This window comes from Enterococcus hulanensis (assembly GCF_005405485.1).
Classification (GTDB): Bacteria; Bacillota; Bacilli; order Lactobacillales; family Enterococcaceae; genus Enterococcus_A; species Enterococcus_A hulanensis.
In genome coordinates this window covers 471,600-490,275 of record NZ_BJED01000001.1, presented here as the reverse complement: position 1 = coordinate 490,275, position 18,676 = coordinate 471,600, and the positions used below count along the sequence as shown (strand labels likewise).

Sequence of the window (18,676 nt, the reverse complement as noted above, 5' to 3'; positions counted from 1 at the left end):
TTTGACTGTCGATGATTTTTCGGGTTTTAACGAAAAAAATCTGAATAAAGTTCGGATTTTGCTTGTTTTTCGTTTGGAATACGATTCTAAATTCATATAAGCAATTTTTTGTTCGCATTTCCGTCATGAGAATTATTTAACTTCCCTAGTAAACCGCTTACATGATATATTAGATAGTAGAGTATGCTGTGAAAAATTGCAAAGTTGTGAGTAAAGAAAGGGGCAGTGAAATGTACGAGATCAAAGATTTATCAGGTGTAGAGTTCCAAAAGATCGCCGCGTGTATGCGGGAAGCTTTTTCCGATTACTATGTGAAAATGGAGCTGGGAGATGAGGCGCTCAATCATCGTTTTCAGAGTGAAAATGTCCAGTATGATTTATCCTGCGGGGTCTTTGTCGGTGATGAGCTAGTAGCTGTTTTGCTGAACGCAGTGGGAGAATACAATGGGGAAAAGGTGGCCTTTGATGCGGCGACGGGAGTCGTTCCGGCCCATCGGCGTAAAGGACTTTATTCTAAAATGATGGATTTTTGCATGGCGTTACTGACGCAGCATGATTTTGCCTATTATGGTCTGGAGGTGATCCAAACCAATGCGCCAGCGGTGGCGACATACAAAAAAATGGGCTTGGATGTCATTAAGGAATATGCTTGTTTCCGTGGAAATGCAAAAGATACCGCAGAGGGAACCGAGGACTTTCAAGAACTGCCAATCACAGAGTTTCCGCTGGACTCACTGTCCGCTTTGCAGCATGATGCACCTTCGTTTGAAAATCGAACCGAAATTTTACGGGCCTTTCCTGCTGATTATCTGATCATGTTTACCGGACCCGCGGAGCATTGCGATGCGTTTATTATTTACCAAAAGGATAATGGGCATGTGAAGCAATGGGGCAGACGCGAAGGAAAGTTGTCGGAATTAGGACGATTGATGGTCAACCTAAGCGGGCGTTACCAAGATGTTCGCCTGCATAATATTAATTTTACTGATCAAGCATGGATCGAAGAGTTGGAGAAGCTGGGCTTTGATCATTTTTGCGATCAATATGAGATGAAAATGGATTGTTAAATAAAACCCGCTAAAATTTCTTTTAGCGGGTATATCCATGTCTGGCTTCACGAACTAGCTTTTCTACACAACGGTGTGACCCAGCCAGTTGCTGCTAAATTAGCATTAAGCAGAACTAGCATATCGGCAATAAGCAAAAATATTTCGAAATTTGAGAAGCAATTTAGAAATATTTTGGTCTTATTGCTGTGAGACACAGCGATTGGTCTTTGGAGCTGATGTGGAACAGTACCTACTTGGTGCTCAAAAGCTGAGCGAGTTCGCAAAGCCTTTCTTATGGGTTGATATGCAGCTCCATTTCCGGAGCGTTGACGATCGTATCCTTCACAGGGCAGGTTTTCTCAATAAAGGCTACGAGGTCTTTTATTTCTTCATCGGAATTATCGGCGTCGATGTAGTAATTCGTGATGATTTTTGAAAAACCGACCTTTACATCTGGCTTGCCTTTCAGACGGTCTGAATCGATCTCGCCGATAATTTCCACGCGCATAGAATTCAGCTTGATCTTTTTGGCTTGATAAAAGAACCGAACCACCATCATTTTACAGGCACCCAGTGAACAAAGCAGGGCTTCTAGCGGGTTCATCGCCTCGTTGGTACCGCCTACATTTTCTGGTTCATCGATCATAAATTCGAAGCCGCGAGCGGAGCATTTCAGCTGCAAACCGCCTAAAGATTCCACCTCTGCTTTTAAAAGTTGCTTTGCCATAAAAAATACCTCCTAGTCGTTTCCTTAATCATACGATTTTTTCTCAGAGAATTAAATAACTTGTGCAATTTTTCTCAATATTTCATTTTTTGCAAAGTTTTCATTGAAAATATTATGAAAATCTTGTATGATACCCTTACATTATGGCCTCGGCCAAGAAGGAAGGAAACCTATGAAATCGGATTTATTTATGGAAATTGAAGAAACACCTGCGACTGAAAGCGAAAAGCATGTGAAAACTCACTCAACTATGATGTCCCAGCTGGAGTATTCGATCAGTAAAAAAATTGATTTGTTTAATTCGAGTTTGCCTCGTTACGCAGTACGTTCAATGTTTGCCTGTTTATTTTTGGCGTTAGGAACGGCTATTGCTTTTTATATTGCCATCCGCATGCAAGAAGCGATTCCAGGTTTGGAAAAAATGGCGTATGCCTTCATGTTTAGCTGGTCATTAGTGATGATCTTATTCATGAATGCAGAATTAGGAACATCCAATATGCTATACACCACGATTGGTGTATACAAGAAAAAAATGTCGGTTTCCTTTGCTTTAAAATTATTGTTTACCTGTATTTTGTTCAATTTGATCGGCGGAGTGTTGTGCGGGTATTTGTTATCACTAACAGCACCTTTTGGACATTTAGAAGCTGATAACTATATGTTTACAGGGATTGCCTCTAAACTGACAAAATCAACGGGTCAGATTTTAGTAGAGGGAATGTTTGCCAATATCGTCGTAAACACCGCTGTCTTAGTTAGTCTGCGCATGAAGGATGATGCTGCGAAGGTGATGTCGATCATCTTTATTATCTTCATCTTTGCCTTCTTAGGTTTTGAGCACGTGATCGCCAACTTCCCAGCCTTTTCATTGGCGTATTTTTCTTCTCATGGAACAATCGCTGAAATGACTGCGGGGAATGTAGCGCACAATTTATTCTTCACCTTGATTGGAAATTTCGTCGGCGGGGGCTTGGTCATGGGGCTTGGCTACGCATGGCTGAATAATACAGATTCAAAATATGTCGATTAGAAAATAGTAATCCATTTTAATAGATAAAAAGAATCCACGAGAATCGAATTCGATTTTCGTGGATTTATTTTTTGTAATTTGTTGAAAGGCGATTATTTCTTTAAGATTCCCTTTACTAGCTGATTCATCCCAAAGTGTGTGATTCGTGGATGATTTCTTGCTGTCCATACCATCATACGGTCGCGGAAGGAATAGTAATAGCGAAATTTCGGTTTAGCATCGGTCGCTGCTTGGTAAAATACTTCAGCGAGTTCTTTAGAAGTAGCGTCCAAATTGATGTTATTCAGCATATTTCCGATCCCCTCCACGAGTTTCTTATAAGGGGAGTCAGGTTTGAGATTCTCTTTGGCATTTTTCATGGCAATCTCACTCCATGCTGATTGAGTTCCGCCAGGCTGGACGATAACGGAGCGTATCCCAAATTGGCTGACTTCAGTATCCAGCACGTCTGACCATTGCTGAAGGGCTGCTTTTGAAGCATGATAATGCGCCCCAAGCGGCACATAGCCATTTCCACCTGTTGAACTAATATTGACGATTCGCCCTGATTGCTGTTTTCTCATTGTGGGCAAAACTAATTGAGCCAGATTGACCGCGGCAAAGTAGTTTACTTTGAATTGATACAAGGCATTCGAATAGCTTATTTCCTCAGTAGGACCATATTCTCCATAGCCGGCATTGTTGATAAGGACATCGATTCTTCCAAATTTTTGCAGCGCAAATTGAACAAAAGCTTCGTTTGAAGAGACATCAGAAACGTCAAGTTTGACTGCTGAGATATTTTTATCAGCGGGAATTTTTTCTACTCTACGTGCACCGGCAACGACAGAGTAGCCCTTCTCGGCAAATAGTTTGGCTGCTTCAAAACCCATTCCGTTGGAGGCGCCAGTGATTAAAACTACTTTTTTCATAAAATATTTCCCCTTCCAGAAGGTTACGTTTGTAACGATCTTGATGAGATTATATAATCTAATAAAGCGCAGAACAAGCAATGCGGCATCATAAGTTACACATCAATCAATATGTAACGATCAAGGAGGAAGCTTATGGGGAAAACAAATTATTCAATCTCATTACAAGAAGATAGCAAGAATTTTATTACCGAAGCCACACTGCAATTACTTGAAGCCAAGTCATATACCAAACTGACTGTAATGGAGGTCGTCAAGCGAGCAGGCGTTTCGCGCATGGCCTTCTACAGAAATTTTGAATCGATTGAAGATGTATTGAAGCAATATTATAGTCCAAAATTCGAAACGTTCTTTGATAAAGTCAAGCAGACTAGTGTTAATGAAATGGAGGAGCTTGAGCTTCTTACGGAATTTTTTTCAGTCATGAAAAATGATCTGAAAAAATCGATCGATCATGAGTATGATAGTATTTTCTTCGATATTCTCAGCAAGCAAACAGAGTTGTTTATCCAACCTAAGAATCGACTGGAATATTATCAAACGAAATACATTACTTCGGGAACTTTTGCGGTTTGGAAGGCATGGTTATCAGAGGATGATGGGACCTCATTGGCGGAGATGGGTGCTTTGTTAAGCTATTTAACGAAAGATCGTTATTAAGCTTATCCGGCAACTGTTAAGAAAAGAAGCTTGCATTTTGTATTGCGAATCTTGATCAGGGAGCCTATAGTTTAAGTAATGAATGTAAATGAGGAGGTTGTTATATGGATTTGTATTCAAATATTTTTACCCGCAAGTCGACTCGTAATTTTAATTCCACCCCCCCGCTGCCGGAGAATAAATTGAGTGAAATTAAAAGCTTTATTGAGTCGGTCAAGCCGCTATTACCAGACGCGAAAATCACTTATAAGCTGGTAGGGCCAGAGGAGGTCAAAGGGATGGCGATTCCTAAGGCGCCGCATTATTTTCTGATCTATGGCAAGGAACAGCCGTTGAAAAATACCTGTGCCGGTTTCTTGTTTCAGCATGTGGATCTTTTTCTTTTTGCTCAGGGCTATGCTGCTCGCTGGTTAGGAATGATGAAACCAAAGGAAGCAGATGTGGATTATATTATTGGCATAGCGTTTGGAAATCCAGAGGAACCTGTGAGTCGAACGCTGGCAGATTTTGACCGGAAATCGTTAAAGGAAATCTCTGAGGGAAGTGATCCGAGAATTGAAGCAGCTCGCTTGGCCCCTTCTGGGTTAAATGGTCAGCCGTGGTATTTTGTTGCCAACAATGGTGTGATCTATGTCTATTGCAAGAAAAAAATCAATGGGCTGCCTGGCATGATGTACAAATTGACGGATCTGGATGTGGGGATCGCGCTTTGTCATTTGGCGGTGGCAACTGAGCATAGCGGAAAAGCTTTTGAATTTGTCATGACGAAGGGCGCGCCGGCTGCTCCTGATGGTTATGTTTATTTAGGAACGTTGAAGTAGAAAAATCCTCAAACATTTTTTGTTTGAGGATTTTTTAATGGCTGAATTAAGTTAATAATGCGGATAAATCTAATTGCAGAACCTCTTTCATGACAAAAGAGGTCTTTTTGCGATAAGCGGAGGCGCCGCTTTCGAATAGGGCAAAAAGATGATCGCCTTCAACGTAAATTTGTTCTAAATAAGGGGGCGTGGCGATAATTTTGATCGCTTGGTTCAAATCAGAAAAATCAGTCGTGTGCTGGATATCAAAGACAAAGATTTGTCCGGGCTGCTTGCCCCAAGATTGAGAAAGCAGCAGAAAATTTTTATAAAAGGTCACGCCCTGAATTTTTTGCGGGATCGCTAAAGTGCCAAAGGGTGATTCTACCAACGCGGTGTTCGACGAATCGGTTAAATCTCCATGATCGTCGATTGGGTAACAGACAACTTTCCCCACAGTATTCAAAGCAAATAGGGCAACGACCAGAAAACCGTGATCGTAGGTGATCGCTGAAGCCCGCGGCAGTTCTTTTAGGGCAACTTTTTGCTGGTAAGCAATCGGTCCGGCGCCTTCAGTGTATTTTTCGACGTCTTCAAGAAGGATGGCGGTCACCGCTGCATGTTTTCCAGCGGAATTACTGATCCAAATTTTTTGATGGCGCGGGTCATAGGCTAAGCCGCCAGCGTGGGGCAGATCGGGTAAAACGATCGTTTTGATCCGAAGACCAGTGACTCGATCCAGTACATAGATGACGGAACTGTGGCGATGATCATGACAATAAGCCGAGATCAGCAGATATTTTTCCGTTAAAGTCAGACCTTGAGGTGTCATGGAAGGACAATCGACCGATTCATTTTTTAAGTTAAGGGTGCTGGCTTTTTTCAAGCCGGGAACTTGATACGTTTGCTCCGCCGCAGAATCGAAAAAGGCTGGAAAAGCCTGCCAAATATTTCTGCGATTGTAAAAAGACCCTGTCAAAAAATGACGCAGCCACTTCATGAAGCTAAAAAATAATTTTTTCATCGCTCTTTCCTCCAGTTTCTTTATTCTAGCAATTTATCGCGCTGGAGGACAGTCAAAGGAGTTCGGAAAAAAATTTTGATCAAAGAACATTGACAAACAGAAAAAAAGCGCGTAGTATTCTAAAAAAATATGAGTCATACAAAAGAGAAGTAACATAGATGAGCCTTTTCAGAGAGCTGATGGCGCTGCGAATCAGTAGGGATTATTATGCGAATGGACTTTTGGACGAAGTTTTGAATCCTTAGTAGGAACTTCCGGGAACTCCCGATACAGAGTAAGGTCGTTGTTGGACGACTGAATGAGAAATGCCCTGTTTGGCATACTATTGAGGTGGCACCGTGGAATTCCCGCCCTCAAACCAAAGCTTATTTTTTGGTTTGAGGGCTTTTTTGCGAGTTCCACTTGGTACTTTCAGTACCTTAGTGGAATCGTATGCGCAGTGAAAATAAGACTCATTTTTCGCGGTTTTCGGAAAATGAATTCCCTGAAATGAACTAGCTGCGAGTTCCAATCATTACTTTCAGTACCAAAGCGGAATGATATGCGCAGTGAAAATAAGACTCATTTTTCGCGATTTTCGGAAAATGAATTCCCTGAAATGAACTAGCTGCGAGTTCCAATCGGTACTTTCAGTACCAAAGCGGAATCGTATGCACAGTGAAAATCAGACTCATTTTTCGTGGTTTTCGGAAAATGAATTCCTTGAAATGAACTAGCTGTCAGTTCAGTCACAATCTGCAAAGTAAGCAAAAAGATTTAACAAATTCAAATCATAAACAAGAGAAGTAGCTAGGAAAGAAAAAATCACAGAAAGTTTCGGTTGATGAGAAGAAACATTTTTTCCCTAGTGAATGGACTTGTTGGAGCGTTCTTGAACAGCAGTAGGGAACGACGGGAGCTCCCGTTACAGAGTGCGGTCGTTGTTGGACGATTAGAGTTGCTGTTTGCGAACAGTAAAAAGAGGTGGTACCGTGCTATTTGCGCCCTCAAACCAGAGTTTCTTTGGTTTGGGGGCTTTTTTGTCGAATTTTTACTTTAAAAACTATTTTATGAGGAGTCCTATTATGAAAAAAATAAAATTATTAACCAATCAAAAATTAAACCCGTTAACGATTTATTGCAGTTTGAAATCGGCGGGAACTTGTTTATTTGAACGAAAGACTGAAACACAGAATTATGCGATCATCGCCTTTGATCCGGTTAGGCGCTTAACGTTTCAAAATGGAGAATTTCACAATGGGATTGAGAGCTATCCCTGTGAAGATCCATTAAAAGAACTGGAAAAATATGTATTGAACGAAGAGGCTGCTCAATCAGATTTGCCCTTTCAAGGCGGAGCGCTGGGATATGTCGGCTATGACGTGGCGGCTTGCTATGAGAATATCGGGGAGCTACCGAAAGATGGGCTGGATGTTCCTGATCTGCAATTTTATCTTTATGAATCGTATGTGATCTATGATCACCAGCAAGAAACCTGCACCTTAGTCATAGGAAACAGCTACAGCCATGATTCGGAAGCGAGGCTAGACAGGCGGATGAAGGAAGCTGAGCGAAGGCTTCAACAACCAGCAGCACTCCCGACGCTAGAAATGAAGCCCTTGCACTTTACGAGTAATTTCTCTCAGGCGGAGTTTGAAGCAATTGTAAAACAAGCGCAGACAAAAATTATAGAAGGCGATCTGTTCCAAGTCGTTCCTTCACAGCGGCTGACAGCTGAATTTTCGATCGATCCGTTTACTTATTATCGGCAGTTGAGGCAAAGCAATCCTTCCGTTTATTTGTATTATCTGGATTTTCCTGATGTTCAGGTGATCGGCAGTTCACCTGAGAGTTTAGTGACAGTCGAAGGGGAGCTGGTCACAACGAATCCAATCGCTGGAACGAGAAAGCGCGGAGCAAGTGAACGAGAAGATGATGCGTTAGCGGAAGAATTACAAAACGATCCAAAAGAAATCGCAGAGCATCGTATGCTGGTGGATCTCGGCAGGAATGATCTAGGAAAAGTCGCCATCCGCGGAACCGTCACCGTGCCGACTTACTTAACGATCGAACGTTACCGATTCGTGATGCATCTGGTTTCAGTCGTGATAGGCAAATTAAAACCAGAGCATACAGCGATGGACGCACTGAAAGCGACTTTGCCGGCAGGAACCGTCAGCGGCGCACCAAAAATTCGAGCGATGACCCGCATCTATCAATGGGAGACGGTCAAGCGTTCGATCTATGCGGGAGCGGTGGGATTTTTAGGTCAAAACGATCAGGCAGATTTTGCGATCGCGATTCGTACTATGGTCGTGAAAGATCAGCGGGCACACGTTCAAGCAGGTGCTGGGATCGTTTATGATTCGGAGCCAACTAGTGAGTATTTTGAAACGTTACAAAAAGCCAAGGCGTTGATGGAGGTGGGAAAGTGATTTTATTGGTCGATAATTATGATTCGTTTACCTATAATCTGGTGCAGCTATTACCAGAGGAGGTAACGATTTTACGCAACGATGATCCAAAATTATTTGCTGCAGCGGAAAAAGCTTCGGCAATCGTCCTTTCGCCAGGACCGGGCAGACCAGCAGAAGCTGGCAAAAGCGAAATGCTGATCCGCCGGTTTTATCGCAGGAAACCGATTTTGGGAATTTGTTTAGGCCATCAGGCGATCGGGGAAGTCTTCGGCGGAAAAATCGTCAGTGCACCAACGATCATGCACGGCAAGCAATCTCGTCTGAAAGGTCGTGAGGAGCGGCAGGTCATGCGATACCATTCGCTGATGATCGATCCGGAGGAAGTGCCGCAGGATTTGGAAGTAACCGCTGAAGCTGACGGCTGTATCATGGCGATTCGCCACAGGCGTTATCCGGTGTATGGATTGCAATTTCATCCAGAATCAATCGGAACAGAGAACGGTGCAAGCTATCTTCAGCAATTTTTACAGAAAGCAGGGATTTAAATGCAGGAATTATTTGAAAAGGTCTATCGCGGAAACGATTTAACGATTAAAGAAATGGAGCAGCTGGGAAAGGCGATCTTTGAGCAGCAACTGAGCGACAGCCAGATCAGCGGCTTATTAGTAGGCTTGAAGGTCAAGGGAGTAGCGGCAACAGAGCTGACGGGTTTAGCACAGGTCATGCAGGGAAAAGGAACTCCGATGCTAACGGCACCAGCAGGGGTGATGGATAATTGCGGCACCGGCGGCGATCATTCCCACAGCTTTAATATCAGCACCACGGCCGCTTTTGTTTTGGCAGGCGGCGGGATTCCTATGGCAAAGCACGGCAATCGCAGTATTTCCAGTAAATCCGGCAGTGCTGATGTGCTCGAAGCGCTGGGTGTCTCGTTGACGGCCAGCCCGGGAAAAATCGATTACTTACTGAAGGAAGCGGGGATCGCCTTTTTGTTCGCACCGACTTTGCATCCGGCGATGGGAGCGGTGATGCATATTCGCAAAGAGCTGGCGACACCGACAATTTTTAATTTGTTAGGGCCGATCATCAATCCCTATCCATTGGAGCATCAGCTGATGGGCACATATGCGGGAGATTCTTTGGTGGAAACGGCGAAAACTTTAGGGCAATTAGGCCGTCAAAGAGCCATCGTCGTTCATGGTTATGGCGGCATGGATGAGGCGAACTTAGCAGGCACGACACATTGTGCGCTGTATCAGGATGGCGCTGTGGAGGAATTTAGCTTCGATCCGGAAGAGGTCGGCTTCAAACGAGTGCCTATGTCGGGAATCGTCGGCGGTTCAGTTGAAAAAAATAAAGAGATTCTGCTTTCCGTCTTGCAGGGTGTGCCATCTGCTTATTATGAAACAGTTTTGCTGAACGCGGGTTTAGGCTTCCTAGCCAGCGGACGGGTAAAAAGCCTAACGGACGGCATCGCCGAGGCAGAACAATCGATATTATCCGGTGCGGCCTATGATCGGCTCCAGCAATTGCTGGCAAAACAGCAGGAGGTGGCATAAGTGGATTTTTTAACAACGATTTTAAACGAGAAAAAACAGGAAGTCGAAAATCTCACCGCTGTTCAAGCAGTACCGACAAAACAGCGGCCGTCCTTTTATCAAACGGTGAAGGAGCAGCCAGAAAAGATGCACGTCATCGGTGAAATCAAACGCGCCTCTCCTTCAAAAGGAGCGATCAATGAAGGCGTCGATATTTTGAAGCAGGCCCAGGATTATCAGCAGGCGGGTGTCAGTGCCATCTCGGTTTTGACCGATCCGGTTTTCTTCAAGGGCAGGATCAATGATCTGGCGGCGATCGCTCAGGTAGTCGACGTGCCGATCTTATGCAAGGACTTCATCATTGATGAACGGCAATTAGACCGCGCGAAAAAAGCTGGGGCCAGTATCGTACTTTTAATCGTCGCCGCTTTGTCAGCGAAACGATTAGCTGAGCTTTATCAAGGAGCGGAATCTCGCGGGTTGGAGGTTTTAGTGGAGGTGCATGACGCGGCTGAATTAGAACAGGCGCAAGCGATCGGTGCGAAAATCATCGGGGTCAACAATCGCAACTTAAAGACCTTCGAGGTTTCTCTCCAAACAAGCGTGGAGCTTGCTCAGCCTGAAAGTTCAACCGTCTATATTAGCGAATCGGGCTTTAAAACAGGCGCAGACGTAGAAATAGTCAAACAGAATTATCACGGAGTATTAGTAGGTGAAACCTTGATGCGGGCAAAGAATCCGGCAGAGAAAATCAGAGAATTGCAGGTGAGCAGAGCATGACGCAAATCAAGATTTGCGGGTTGAAAAATACTGCGGCGATCGAAGCAGCGGTGCAGGCGGGAGCTGATTATCTTGGGTTTGTTTTCGCAGAGAGTCCGCGGAAGGTGCGGCCTGAAGAAGTTCGAAGGCTGACGAAGGATTTACCAGAGACGATCAAGAAAGTCGGGGTATTCGTTTCGCCGCTGAAAAACGAAGTGGAGGAGATCGCAGAAGTCGCTGGCTTGGATCTGATCCAAATTCACGGAAAGAACGAACTGACCAAACTTTCCCGCCCGATCATTCGCGCCTTCAGCATCCACGATCAGGCCTCGATCTATTTTTATCAATATCCGCATCTTTTATTAGATGCCCCGCCAGCTAAATTAAAGGGGGGAAATGGTCAAATTTTTGATTGGCGTTTAGTCGATCAGCGGCATCTTCCCAAGGATAAGCTCTGGTTAGCTGGCGGACTGACTGCTGAAAACGTCGGCGAAGCGATTAGCTATTTCCAGCCGCAGGTGGTGGATGTTTCCAGCGGAGTAGAAACGGCTGGTGAAAAGGATTTGGCTAAAATCCAGAACTTCTGTCAGGCAGTCAAAACAGCAGATAAACAAATCTACGATCAATAAAAAAATTAAGGAGTGATTCCATGTATCAAGAACCAAATCAAGCAGGCTTTTACGGAGAATACGGCGGCAAGTTCGTCCCCGAAACATTAATGTATGCGGTCCAAGAATTAGAAGAAACTTATGAGGCTTCCAAACAGGGCCCGGAATTTCAGAAAGAGCTGAAATATTATTTGAAGCAATATGTTGGACGGGAAAATCCCCTTTACTTTGCGGAACGTTTAACTAACGAACTAGGCGGTGCCAAGATTTATTTGAAGCGCGAGGACTTGAACCATACAGGCGCTCACAAGATCAATAATGCTTTGGGCCAAGTTTTACTTGCGAAGAAGATGGGAAAACGCAAGGTGGTCGCTGAGACCGGAGCGGGTCAGCATGGGGTGGCAACGGCGACCGCTGCCGCACTTTTCGGGATGGAATGTACGATCTTTATGGGAGAAATTGATGTGAAGCGGCAAGCTCTGAATGTTTTTCGGATGGAGCTCTTAGGCGCCAAAGTAGAAAGTGTGACCTCCGGCAGTAAAACCTTGAAGGACGCGGTGAACGAGGCGCTGCGCTATTGGGTGGCAACTGTTGAGGACACGCATTACGTGATGGGGTCTGTCTTAGGTCCGCATCCGTTTCCTGAGATCGTGCGGGATTATCAAAGCGTGATCGGCATCGAGACGCGGAGACAAATTTTAGCAGCGGAGGGTCGCTTGCCTGATTTGGTGATGGCCTGTGTCGGCGGCGGAAGCAATGCGATGGGGATGTTTTATCCCTTCATTGAAGATGAAGCGGTTCGTTTGATGGGCGTGGAGGCATCGGGGCATGGATTGGATACGGAGGAGCATGCGGCTTCGATTAATAAGGGAAGTATCGGGATTTTGCATGGCGCTAAGATGCACCTATTACAAGACGATGATGGACAGGTGCTGGAGGCCTTCTCAATCTCAGCCGGACTTGACTATCCCGGTATCGGACCGGAGCATTCCTTCTTACACGATATTGGTCGGGCGGAATATGCGGCGATCAATGATGAAGAAGCGGTCGAAGCCTTTCATTATCTTTCACGCTTGGAGGGGATCATTCCGGCACTGGAAAGCTCTCACGCCTTAGCACAAGTCATGAAGGTCGCACCAACGATGGAAAAAGATCAAATTATCGTCATGAACCTTTCCGGCCGCGGCGATAAGGATGTTCAACAAATCAAAGAACGAATGGAGGCAGCAAAATGAAGCCATTGACAAAAACGTTAACAAGCAGAGCGGAGACAGAAAAATTATTCGTCCCTTATATCATGGCGGGGGCGCAGGGATTAGATAAATTAGAAGAAGAAATAGCGATGCTGGTGGACCAAGGAGCGGCGGCGATCGAGTTAGGGGTGCCTTTTTCTGATCCAGTCGCAGATGGACCAACGATTCAGGCGGCGGGATTACGGGCCTTTGCCCAGCAGGTTACGTTAAAGAAGCTAATCGAAAAATTGCAAGGGTTTCGGTCGGGGGCGCCGCTGATCTTGATGGGCTACAGTAATTCCTTTTTCCATTACGGTATCAAGGAATTAGTGGAGGATTTGCAGGATACCGATGTTCAGGGCTTTATTATTCCCGATTTACCTTATGAGCATCGGGATCTGGTGCTGCCTGATTTAGGCGATCTGGCGTTATTGACCTTAGTCTCGCTGACAAGTCCAAAAGAGCGGATCGAACAATTAGTGGCGGAGGCAGAAGGGTTTATTTACGCGGTAACAGTTAATGGGATCACAGGGACAGGGCAGGATTTCCGCAGTGATTTGCTGGATCACTTGGCAGAAGTTAAGAGTTTTAGTCAGATTCCTGTTTTGGCCGGTTTTGGTATTTCCACCAATGAGCAGGTGAAAAGCTTCCAGCAGGTCTGCGACGGCGTGGTGATCGGGTCCAAAATCGTGCAGTCATTAGCAGAACAAGGCACCGAAAAAACCGGTGAACTGGTAGCGGAGATCATTCAATAGGATTTCATTTGGTGTTTATTTTTATTAGCGTTATACTTGAAGTACCATGAAAAGGAGCGTGTTTCAAGTATGACAAAAAGAGTAAAAGGTTCATGTACCACTGTACTAGTCGGAAAGAAAGCATCAATCGATGGCTCAACTATTATTTCAAGGAACGATGACGGGCACGAAGCTCTAGACCCGCAACGTTTTGTGGTGGTTCAACCAGAAGATCAGCCTAGACATTATCAAGCGGTCATCAGCGGCGTGAAGGTTGAATTACCGGACAATCCACTACGCTACACTTCTACGCCAAACGCCATCTTAACGAACGGTATTTGGCCTGCGGCTGGGATCAACAGTGAAAATATTGCGATGTCCGCAACCGAAACAATTACGACCAATCCCCGCATCCAAGGACTTGATCCGTATGTAGAAGGCGGCATTGGTGAAGAAGATCTTGTGACGCTAGTATTGCCTTACATCCATAGCGCAAAAGAAGGCGTAGAACGTTTAGGCGCATTACTAAAGGAATATGGAACCTATGAACCAAATGGGATCGCCTTTTCCGATCAAGACGAAGTTTGGTGGCTAGAAACCATCGGCGGCCATCACTGGGCAGCGGTTCGCATTCCAGATGATGCCTATGTGGTTGCGCCAAACCGCATGAACATCGACGACTTTGATTTCGATTCAGCAGATACACTTTGCTCCGACGATCTAAAAGCGTTGATCGAAGACAATCATTTGAATCCTGATTTTGAAGGCTACAATTTGCGTCATATTTTTGGCAGTGCTTCTATTAAAGATACGGTTTACAACAATCCGCGTGCTTGGTACGGTCAAAAATATTTCACTCCAGAAGTGGAACAAGACCCAATGGATCAAGATTTGCCATTCATTTGCCGCGCAAACCGCAAGATTTCGATCGAAGATGTGAAATTCGTATTGAGTTCTCACTTTGAAAATACTAAATATGATCCTTACGGTGACGGTACCGAAGCAGAAAAAACGCTGATCCGTCCAATCGGGATCAACCGGAACCATAATGTGCACATTTTACAAATCCGCAACAATGTACCAGCTGAAATCGCCGGTGTTCATTGGTTAGCTTATGGTGCGAATACCTTTAATACGGTCGTGCCGTTCTACTCAAATGTCAACGACACACCAGCTTGCTACAAAGATGCGACCGGTACTTTTGATTTGAACAATATGTATTGGTTAAGCTGTGCGACTGCTTTACTTGGTGATACGGATTACAATTTCTATGTGGACTTCCGCAATACCTTTGAATTGGAAGCAATGTCTGTCTACCGCGGCATTCAAAATGCAACCGATAAAGCTGTTGCCGATCAAGATGACGCACAAAAATTCTTGGAAGCTGCCAACGAAAAATTAGCGGACGAATCCTTGAAACGTCAAACCAAACTATTTGGCGACATGGTCATCTCCGGTTCAGAACACATGAAATTACGTTATAATTTGAATGATTAATCGTAACAAATGAAGGAGACTTTCAATTTCGAAAGTCTCCTTTTTTGTGTTCATCATTTCATTCCATGCCGCTGATACAATTCGTCAACGGTATCATAGCGATGAATCGTCCCTCCACCGGCTATGATACTGATCTCGCAGTCACGTTCGATGGCGCGGGCTTGTTTGCTGAGCCGTGTTAAATCCTTGAAATCATAAAAACTAAGCAGATCGGTCGTCGCTAAATCGATCAATAAATCTTCTTTTAGCGAGCTTTGCAGGCTGCCGGCGGTCAAAAAGGCCAAGGCAGCATTGCCCGTCTGTTCACAGCTATAGATTTTGTTGAAGCTGGAGCAGACCTCCTCATACCAGCTGGCGGCTTGATGATAGTCGGGTTTTGAGCTGGGAATTTCGGCAGTTAAAGCGGGTTCTGGATAGCGAGCTTCCGGTTGATGCAAAAACGCACATGCTGACGTAAATAGCTTTTTGGCAGCTTGTTGTAATACGGGTAACGTTTGTGCTTGTAGGATGGCCTGATAGCCTTGCAAAAAATTCTCAGGCAGTGCGTCCATTTTTTGCAGTTCTTGATATTGTTCCTTCATTCCTTTATGGAAATAGGTTTGATTTTGATAGGCGATGCTCTCAGAAAGCGAGCTTAACTGTTTACCGGCTAATTCTCTGGCAAAGCTGAGACTATCGGTGTGCTGAATTTTTTGATTAAGCTTGCCAGCCTTTGACAAACGTGCAATTGCTCGTTCTTGCATTAGCTGTTTGTCCGCTAGCTGCCGCTGCATTTGTTTTTGCAAATCCTCAAAACGCTGCAGTTCCTGCGGTGAATAGCTGTAAATTACCCGAGAATCACCTAGTAAAGGCGATAAACCGTTTTTGAAATCGGCAATCTTCTCCAATATTTCCCATGACAAAGGGAAGATATCATATCCGATCCCTTTTAAAATGAAGGTTTCCGACAGCTCGTGATTTTTTGAGCGGGGAATGTAGAACACGTCGACATCGGAAAGCGCTGTGGCATTTCCAGTGACGTAGGAGCCGTAACACACCACCAAAGCGATTTCCTCGGTTAAGTGATTCGTCCGCTGAGTTATATAGGTTAAAACTTGCTCTTGAATCTTCATAAAAACTCCTTTCCATAGGCTTTCTAACTAACTATAGCATGGATCAAAAATAAGAAGAACGGTTTTCCAGTGGAAAATCGGCAAATTATCCGAGATTTTTGTCAAGTTATTTTTGCGTATTTCTAAAAAAAGTCAAAAAATGGCACACTTTTTGGACAAAATGTGCCAACCATCAAAACCCAATTGACTTTGCTGCTTTTCTGGGAGTATCGTTTAAGCGTGATCACAAGCAAACAAGGAGGCGACAATATGTTAGATAAGAAGCTGACAATCGAAAAAATATTCAGATTAAAAAGAAAAACCATCGAGAAACGTTTGATGGATTATTACGAAGAGACTCGCGATGAAAATGGGACAGTCCAGATATTGATCGCGCTTCAGGTGCGAGATGAGCTGGGGACAGCGGATTTTTCCTTTTTCTTGAAGGACTTAGTTCATCATCTATTCTTAAAAACTAAATCAACCCGCGCATTGCGCCGCTATTATATTTACTTTAAGGAATATTTTGACGGAAAGGATTGGCGCTCGATAACGCTGCGCCTATTTCCGGTTAAAACCTTTTTCGCTGAAAAGCTGGAGGAATTATATACGCAATTCATCAAGGAACCGCTGCAAGGATTAGCGGGCTCATGACCGAAAAAACAAGCCGAAGAATAAAAAGTCTAAAACGAAAGGAAGAAAAGCATGTTAAGTTTAGCCGCAACTTTTGAAAACAGTGAAGGAAAAACACACCGCTGGCGCATGAAGGACCCAGATCCCAATAAGTCTAATGACGCCATCAAAGCGACGCTAGAAAAATTAACGACACTCAATCTATTTGAAAAAGACGGTGTCAAGTTATTCCAAAAAGTCACTGGTGCGAAATTTATCGAGAAAATCGTGACACCCGTTTTTAATAAAGAGCAAGAAGAGACAGTCTCTGAACCAATTAAAGAGGAGGTTCCGGTTGTTGAACCAATCGTTGAACCAGTTGTCGAAGTCGTAGAAAATTCTGCCGAACTGCCCAGCGATCTGCAAAAATTGATCGTAGAACAGAAAATGATCGAATCCGGACTTATGCGCCTTGTATTTAAGCTGCCTGAAGGCGTCGAAGAAGGAGATATGAGCCAAATGGAAGCGGTGTCGTTAATGATGGCACTCAAGCCGCAGAACAGCACTATTGTGGACCTTGATCAGGATGAGAAACATCCAGACCGCTTCATCCTCACTATCAGGATCGATGAACCTGAACCCGAGGCGAGGCAATCGCCCCCCGCAAAAGGAAAGCGAAGGCGGCTGTTAGGCTGGCTTAAAGAATAAACTATTTTGAATCCAACACTGGTCATGGCAGAAATTGCCTTGAGGGAATAACTAGTGCGCACGTTATTCCTTTCTTTGACCTGATTACCTGATCCGAAAGCAGCGTTTGGCTTGGAAAAAAGCGGCTTTTGGTTTCAGGTTCTTTGGCATACATTCATCCCAAGTCGTCTGCGAAGGTAAATCACTTTCCACCTGCTATACTAAAAAAATACCAAGCAGCATGTTCCAGTTTAGCAAAAAAAGGGAGAGAAGCAGCGATGAAAAAAGCAGTATTGATTGTCAATCCCAGCTCTGGGAATGAAGAGGCGAAGGATTACAAGAAGCAGGCTCAAGAAAAATTGGAAAGCTTTTTTGATGAAGTAGAGGTACGAGAAACAGAACAGGGCGGTGACGCGACAAAATTTGCCCGCGAAGCTGCTGAGGAAAAGGTCGACAGCGTCTTTGCGATGGGCGGCGATGGAACAGTCAATGAGGCGATCAGCGGTCTGGCTGAGCAGGAGTATCGGCCGACCTTCGGCCTTTTCCCGCTGGGGACGGTGAATGATTTGGCGCGCTCCTTGAATATCTCGATGGACCCTGAAGAGGCGATCGCGTCTTTTGATGTGGAGCGAAAAACCGCCTTGGATATCGGCAAGCTCAACGACGACTATTTCATGAATATCGTGTCTGTCGGCAGTATTCCAGAAGCCATCAGTGATGTAGATGTGGAGGAAAAGACGAAGTTTGGCAAGCTGGCGTATTTTGTCAATGGCGTCAAAGAGGTCTTCAATGATGAACATTATCATTTTACTTTAGAAATCGATGGCGAAAAGACGGAGATCGAAAGCAGTGCGGTGGTGATCGTGCTGACGCGGACGATCGGCGGCTTTACTCATATCGTTCCGGAAGCGAGAAATAATGACGGTAATCTGTATCTGCTGTATCTAAAGGATCAAAGCATTGCGGATCGGCTGAAAAGTGTGCCGGATATTGTTAAGGGCGTGGATCAATCCACTGAAAATATCGGTTATCGACCATTTAAGGAAGGCCGTTTGACGGTGAAAGAGGACGCGGATCTGCATCCGAGTGTTGATGGCGATGAGGGGCCGGCGCTGCCGTTGTCGTTTAAAGTATTGCCGCAGCATTTGGAAGTTTATTATGGCGGGGAATAATTTTAAAGAAGTCGTTCGATCTTAGTGATCGGGCGGCTATTTTTTTCGGACAATCCTAATCTAAATTTCTCATTAAAAATTCTCGCCAAAACGCGACTAAAAGTGAGAGTATTTATCAGTAAAAGCAGATTGGGGCGGATTTTTTTGGC

19 protein-coding genes and 2 other annotated features are annotated in these 18,676 nt (G+C 44.6%); of the genes, 15 read left to right on the top strand and 4 right to left on the bottom strand.

Features of this window, described 5'->3' with window-relative positions:
- Nucleotides 1–230 precede the first annotated feature (230 nt).
- Entirely contained in the window at nt 231–1,067 is an 837-nt protein-coding gene (locus FFR60_RS02245; protein ID WP_137662822.1) for a GNAT family N-acetyltransferase, read from the top strand.
- Nucleotides 1,068–1,341: 274 nt separating this feature from the next.
- On the opposite strand, the gene FFR60_RS02240 is transcribed toward FFR60_RS02245, so the two are convergent.
- On the bottom strand, nt 1,342–1,776 hold the full coding sequence (locus tag FFR60_RS02240; RefSeq protein ID WP_137662821.1) for an OsmC family protein: 435 nt from the start codon (nt 1,774–1,776) through the stop codon (nt 1,342–1,344).
- A gap of 172 nt (nt 1,777–1,948) precedes the next feature.
- Here FFR60_RS02240 and FFR60_RS02235 point away from each other — a divergent pair, with 172 nt between their 5' ends.
- Nucleotides 1,949–2,806, top strand: a complete 858-nt coding sequence (locus FFR60_RS02235; RefSeq protein ID WP_088935145.1) for a formate/nitrite transporter family protein — start codon at nt 1,949–1,951, stop codon at nt 2,804–2,806.
- Nucleotides 2,807–2,898: 92 nt separating this feature from the next.
- Here the strand turns inward: FFR60_RS02235 and FFR60_RS02230 are convergent, their stop codons facing one another.
- The gene (locus FFR60_RS02230; RefSeq protein ID WP_137662820.1) at nt 2,899–3,717 is read right to left on the bottom strand and encodes an SDR family NAD(P)-dependent oxidoreductase; all 819 of its coding nucleotides are present in this window, start codon (nt 3,715–3,717) and stop codon (nt 2,899–2,901) included.
- 135 nt (nt 3,718–3,852) lie between these two features.
- On the opposite strand from FFR60_RS02230, the gene FFR60_RS02225 reads away from it, so the two are divergent.
- Together FFR60_RS02225 and FFR60_RS02220 are read left to right on the top strand one after the other, a co-directional pair.
- The gene (locus FFR60_RS02225) at nt 3,853–4,377 is read left to right on the top strand and encodes a TetR/AcrR family transcriptional regulator (protein ID WP_137662819.1); all 525 of its coding nucleotides are present in this window, start codon (nt 3,853–3,855) and stop codon (nt 4,375–4,377) included.
- Between the two features lie 104 nt (nt 4,378–4,481).
- Entirely contained in the window at nt 4,482–5,198 is a 717-nt protein-coding gene (locus FFR60_RS02220) for a nitroreductase family protein (RefSeq protein WP_137662818.1), read from the top strand.
- A gap of 46 nt (nt 5,199–5,244) precedes the next feature.
- Here the strand turns inward: FFR60_RS02220 and FFR60_RS02215 are convergent, their stop codons facing one another.
- Complete coding sequence (locus FFR60_RS02215; RefSeq protein WP_137662817.1) at nt 5,245–6,201, bottom strand: YncE family protein; 957 nt, start codon at nt 6,199–6,201, stop codon at nt 5,245–5,247.
- Nucleotides 6,202–6,328: 127 nt separating this feature from the next.
- Nucleotides 6,329–6,559: a binding site (T-box leader), on the top strand.
- A gap of 406 nt (nt 6,560–6,965) precedes the next feature.
- Nucleotides 6,966–7,192 (top strand) — a binding site (T-box leader).
- Nucleotides 7,193–7,265: 73 nt separating this feature from the next.
- Here FFR60_RS02215 and trpE point away from each other — a divergent pair.
- The 8 genes from trpE to FFR60_RS02175 all read left to right on the top strand — a co-directional run bounded on the left by trpE (nt 7,266) and on the right by FFR60_RS02175 (nt 14,965).
- Nucleotides 7,266–8,615, top strand: a complete 1,350-nt coding sequence (gene trpE, locus FFR60_RS02210; RefSeq protein WP_137662816.1) for an anthranilate synthase component I — start codon at nt 7,266–7,268, stop codon at nt 8,613–8,615.
- On the top strand, nt 8,612–9,142 hold the full coding sequence (locus tag FFR60_RS02205) for an anthranilate synthase component II (RefSeq protein ID WP_137662815.1): 531 nt from the start codon (nt 8,612–8,614) through the stop codon (nt 9,140–9,142). Before trpE ends, FFR60_RS02205 begins: the two co-directional genes overlap by 4 nt.
- Nucleotides 9,143–10,156, top strand: coding sequence for an anthranilate phosphoribosyltransferase (gene trpD, locus FFR60_RS02200; protein ID WP_137662814.1), 1,014 nt, complete (start codon nt 9,143–9,145; stop codon nt 10,154–10,156).
- Nucleotides 10,157–10,915, top strand: coding sequence for an indole-3-glycerol phosphate synthase TrpC (gene trpC, locus FFR60_RS02195; protein WP_137662813.1), 759 nt, complete (start codon nt 10,157–10,159; stop codon nt 10,913–10,915).
- Entirely contained in the window at nt 10,912–11,523 is a 612-nt protein-coding gene (locus tag FFR60_RS02190) for a phosphoribosylanthranilate isomerase (protein ID WP_137662812.1), read from the top strand. Before trpC ends, FFR60_RS02190 begins: the two co-directional genes overlap by 4 nt.
- 20 nt (nt 11,524–11,543) lie before the next feature.
- Complete coding sequence (gene trpB / locus FFR60_RS02185; protein ID WP_137662811.1) at nt 11,544–12,737, top strand: tryptophan synthase subunit beta; 1,194 nt, start codon at nt 11,544–11,546, stop codon at nt 12,735–12,737.
- Nucleotides 12,734–13,489: a tryptophan synthase subunit alpha gene (trpA, locus tag FFR60_RS02180; RefSeq protein ID WP_137662810.1), complete on the top strand. Its 756-nt coding sequence runs from the start codon at nt 12,734–12,736 to the stop codon at nt 13,487–13,489. Before trpB ends, trpA begins: the two co-directional genes overlap by 4 nt.
- A 69-nt stretch (nt 13,490–13,558) precedes the next feature.
- Nucleotides 13,559–14,965: a C69 family dipeptidase gene (locus FFR60_RS02175; RefSeq protein WP_088935132.1), complete on the top strand. Its 1,407-nt coding sequence runs from the start codon at nt 13,559–13,561 to the stop codon at nt 14,963–14,965.
- A 53-nt stretch (nt 14,966–15,018) separates the two neighbouring features.
- Here FFR60_RS02175 and FFR60_RS02170 read toward each other — a convergent pair whose 3' ends face one another.
- The gene (locus tag FFR60_RS02170; RefSeq protein ID WP_137662809.1) at nt 15,019–16,077 is read right to left on the bottom strand and encodes a nucleotidyltransferase domain-containing protein; all 1,059 of its coding nucleotides are present in this window, start codon (nt 16,075–16,077) and stop codon (nt 15,019–15,021) included.
- A gap of 249 nt (nt 16,078–16,326) precedes the next feature.
- On the opposite strand from FFR60_RS02170, the gene FFR60_RS02165 reads away from it, so the two are divergent.
- The 3 genes from FFR60_RS02165 (at nt 16,327) to FFR60_RS02155 (ending at nt 18,527) form a co-directional block, all read left to right on the top strand.
- On the top strand, nt 16,327–16,710 hold the full coding sequence (locus FFR60_RS02165; protein ID WP_137662808.1) for a hypothetical protein: 384 nt from the start codon (nt 16,327–16,329) through the stop codon (nt 16,708–16,710).
- Nucleotides 16,711–16,761: 51 nt separating this feature from the next.
- The gene (locus FFR60_RS02160; RefSeq protein ID WP_137662807.1) at nt 16,762–17,376 is read left to right on the top strand and encodes a DUF2922 domain-containing protein; all 615 of its coding nucleotides are present in this window, start codon (nt 16,762–16,764) and stop codon (nt 17,374–17,376) included.
- A 257-nt stretch (nt 17,377–17,633) separates the two neighbouring features.
- Nucleotides 17,634–18,527, top strand: a complete 894-nt coding sequence (locus FFR60_RS02155) for a diacylglycerol/lipid kinase family protein (protein WP_137662806.1) — start codon at nt 17,634–17,636, stop codon at nt 18,525–18,527.
- The last annotated feature ends 149 nt before the right edge of the window (nt 18,528–18,676 follow it).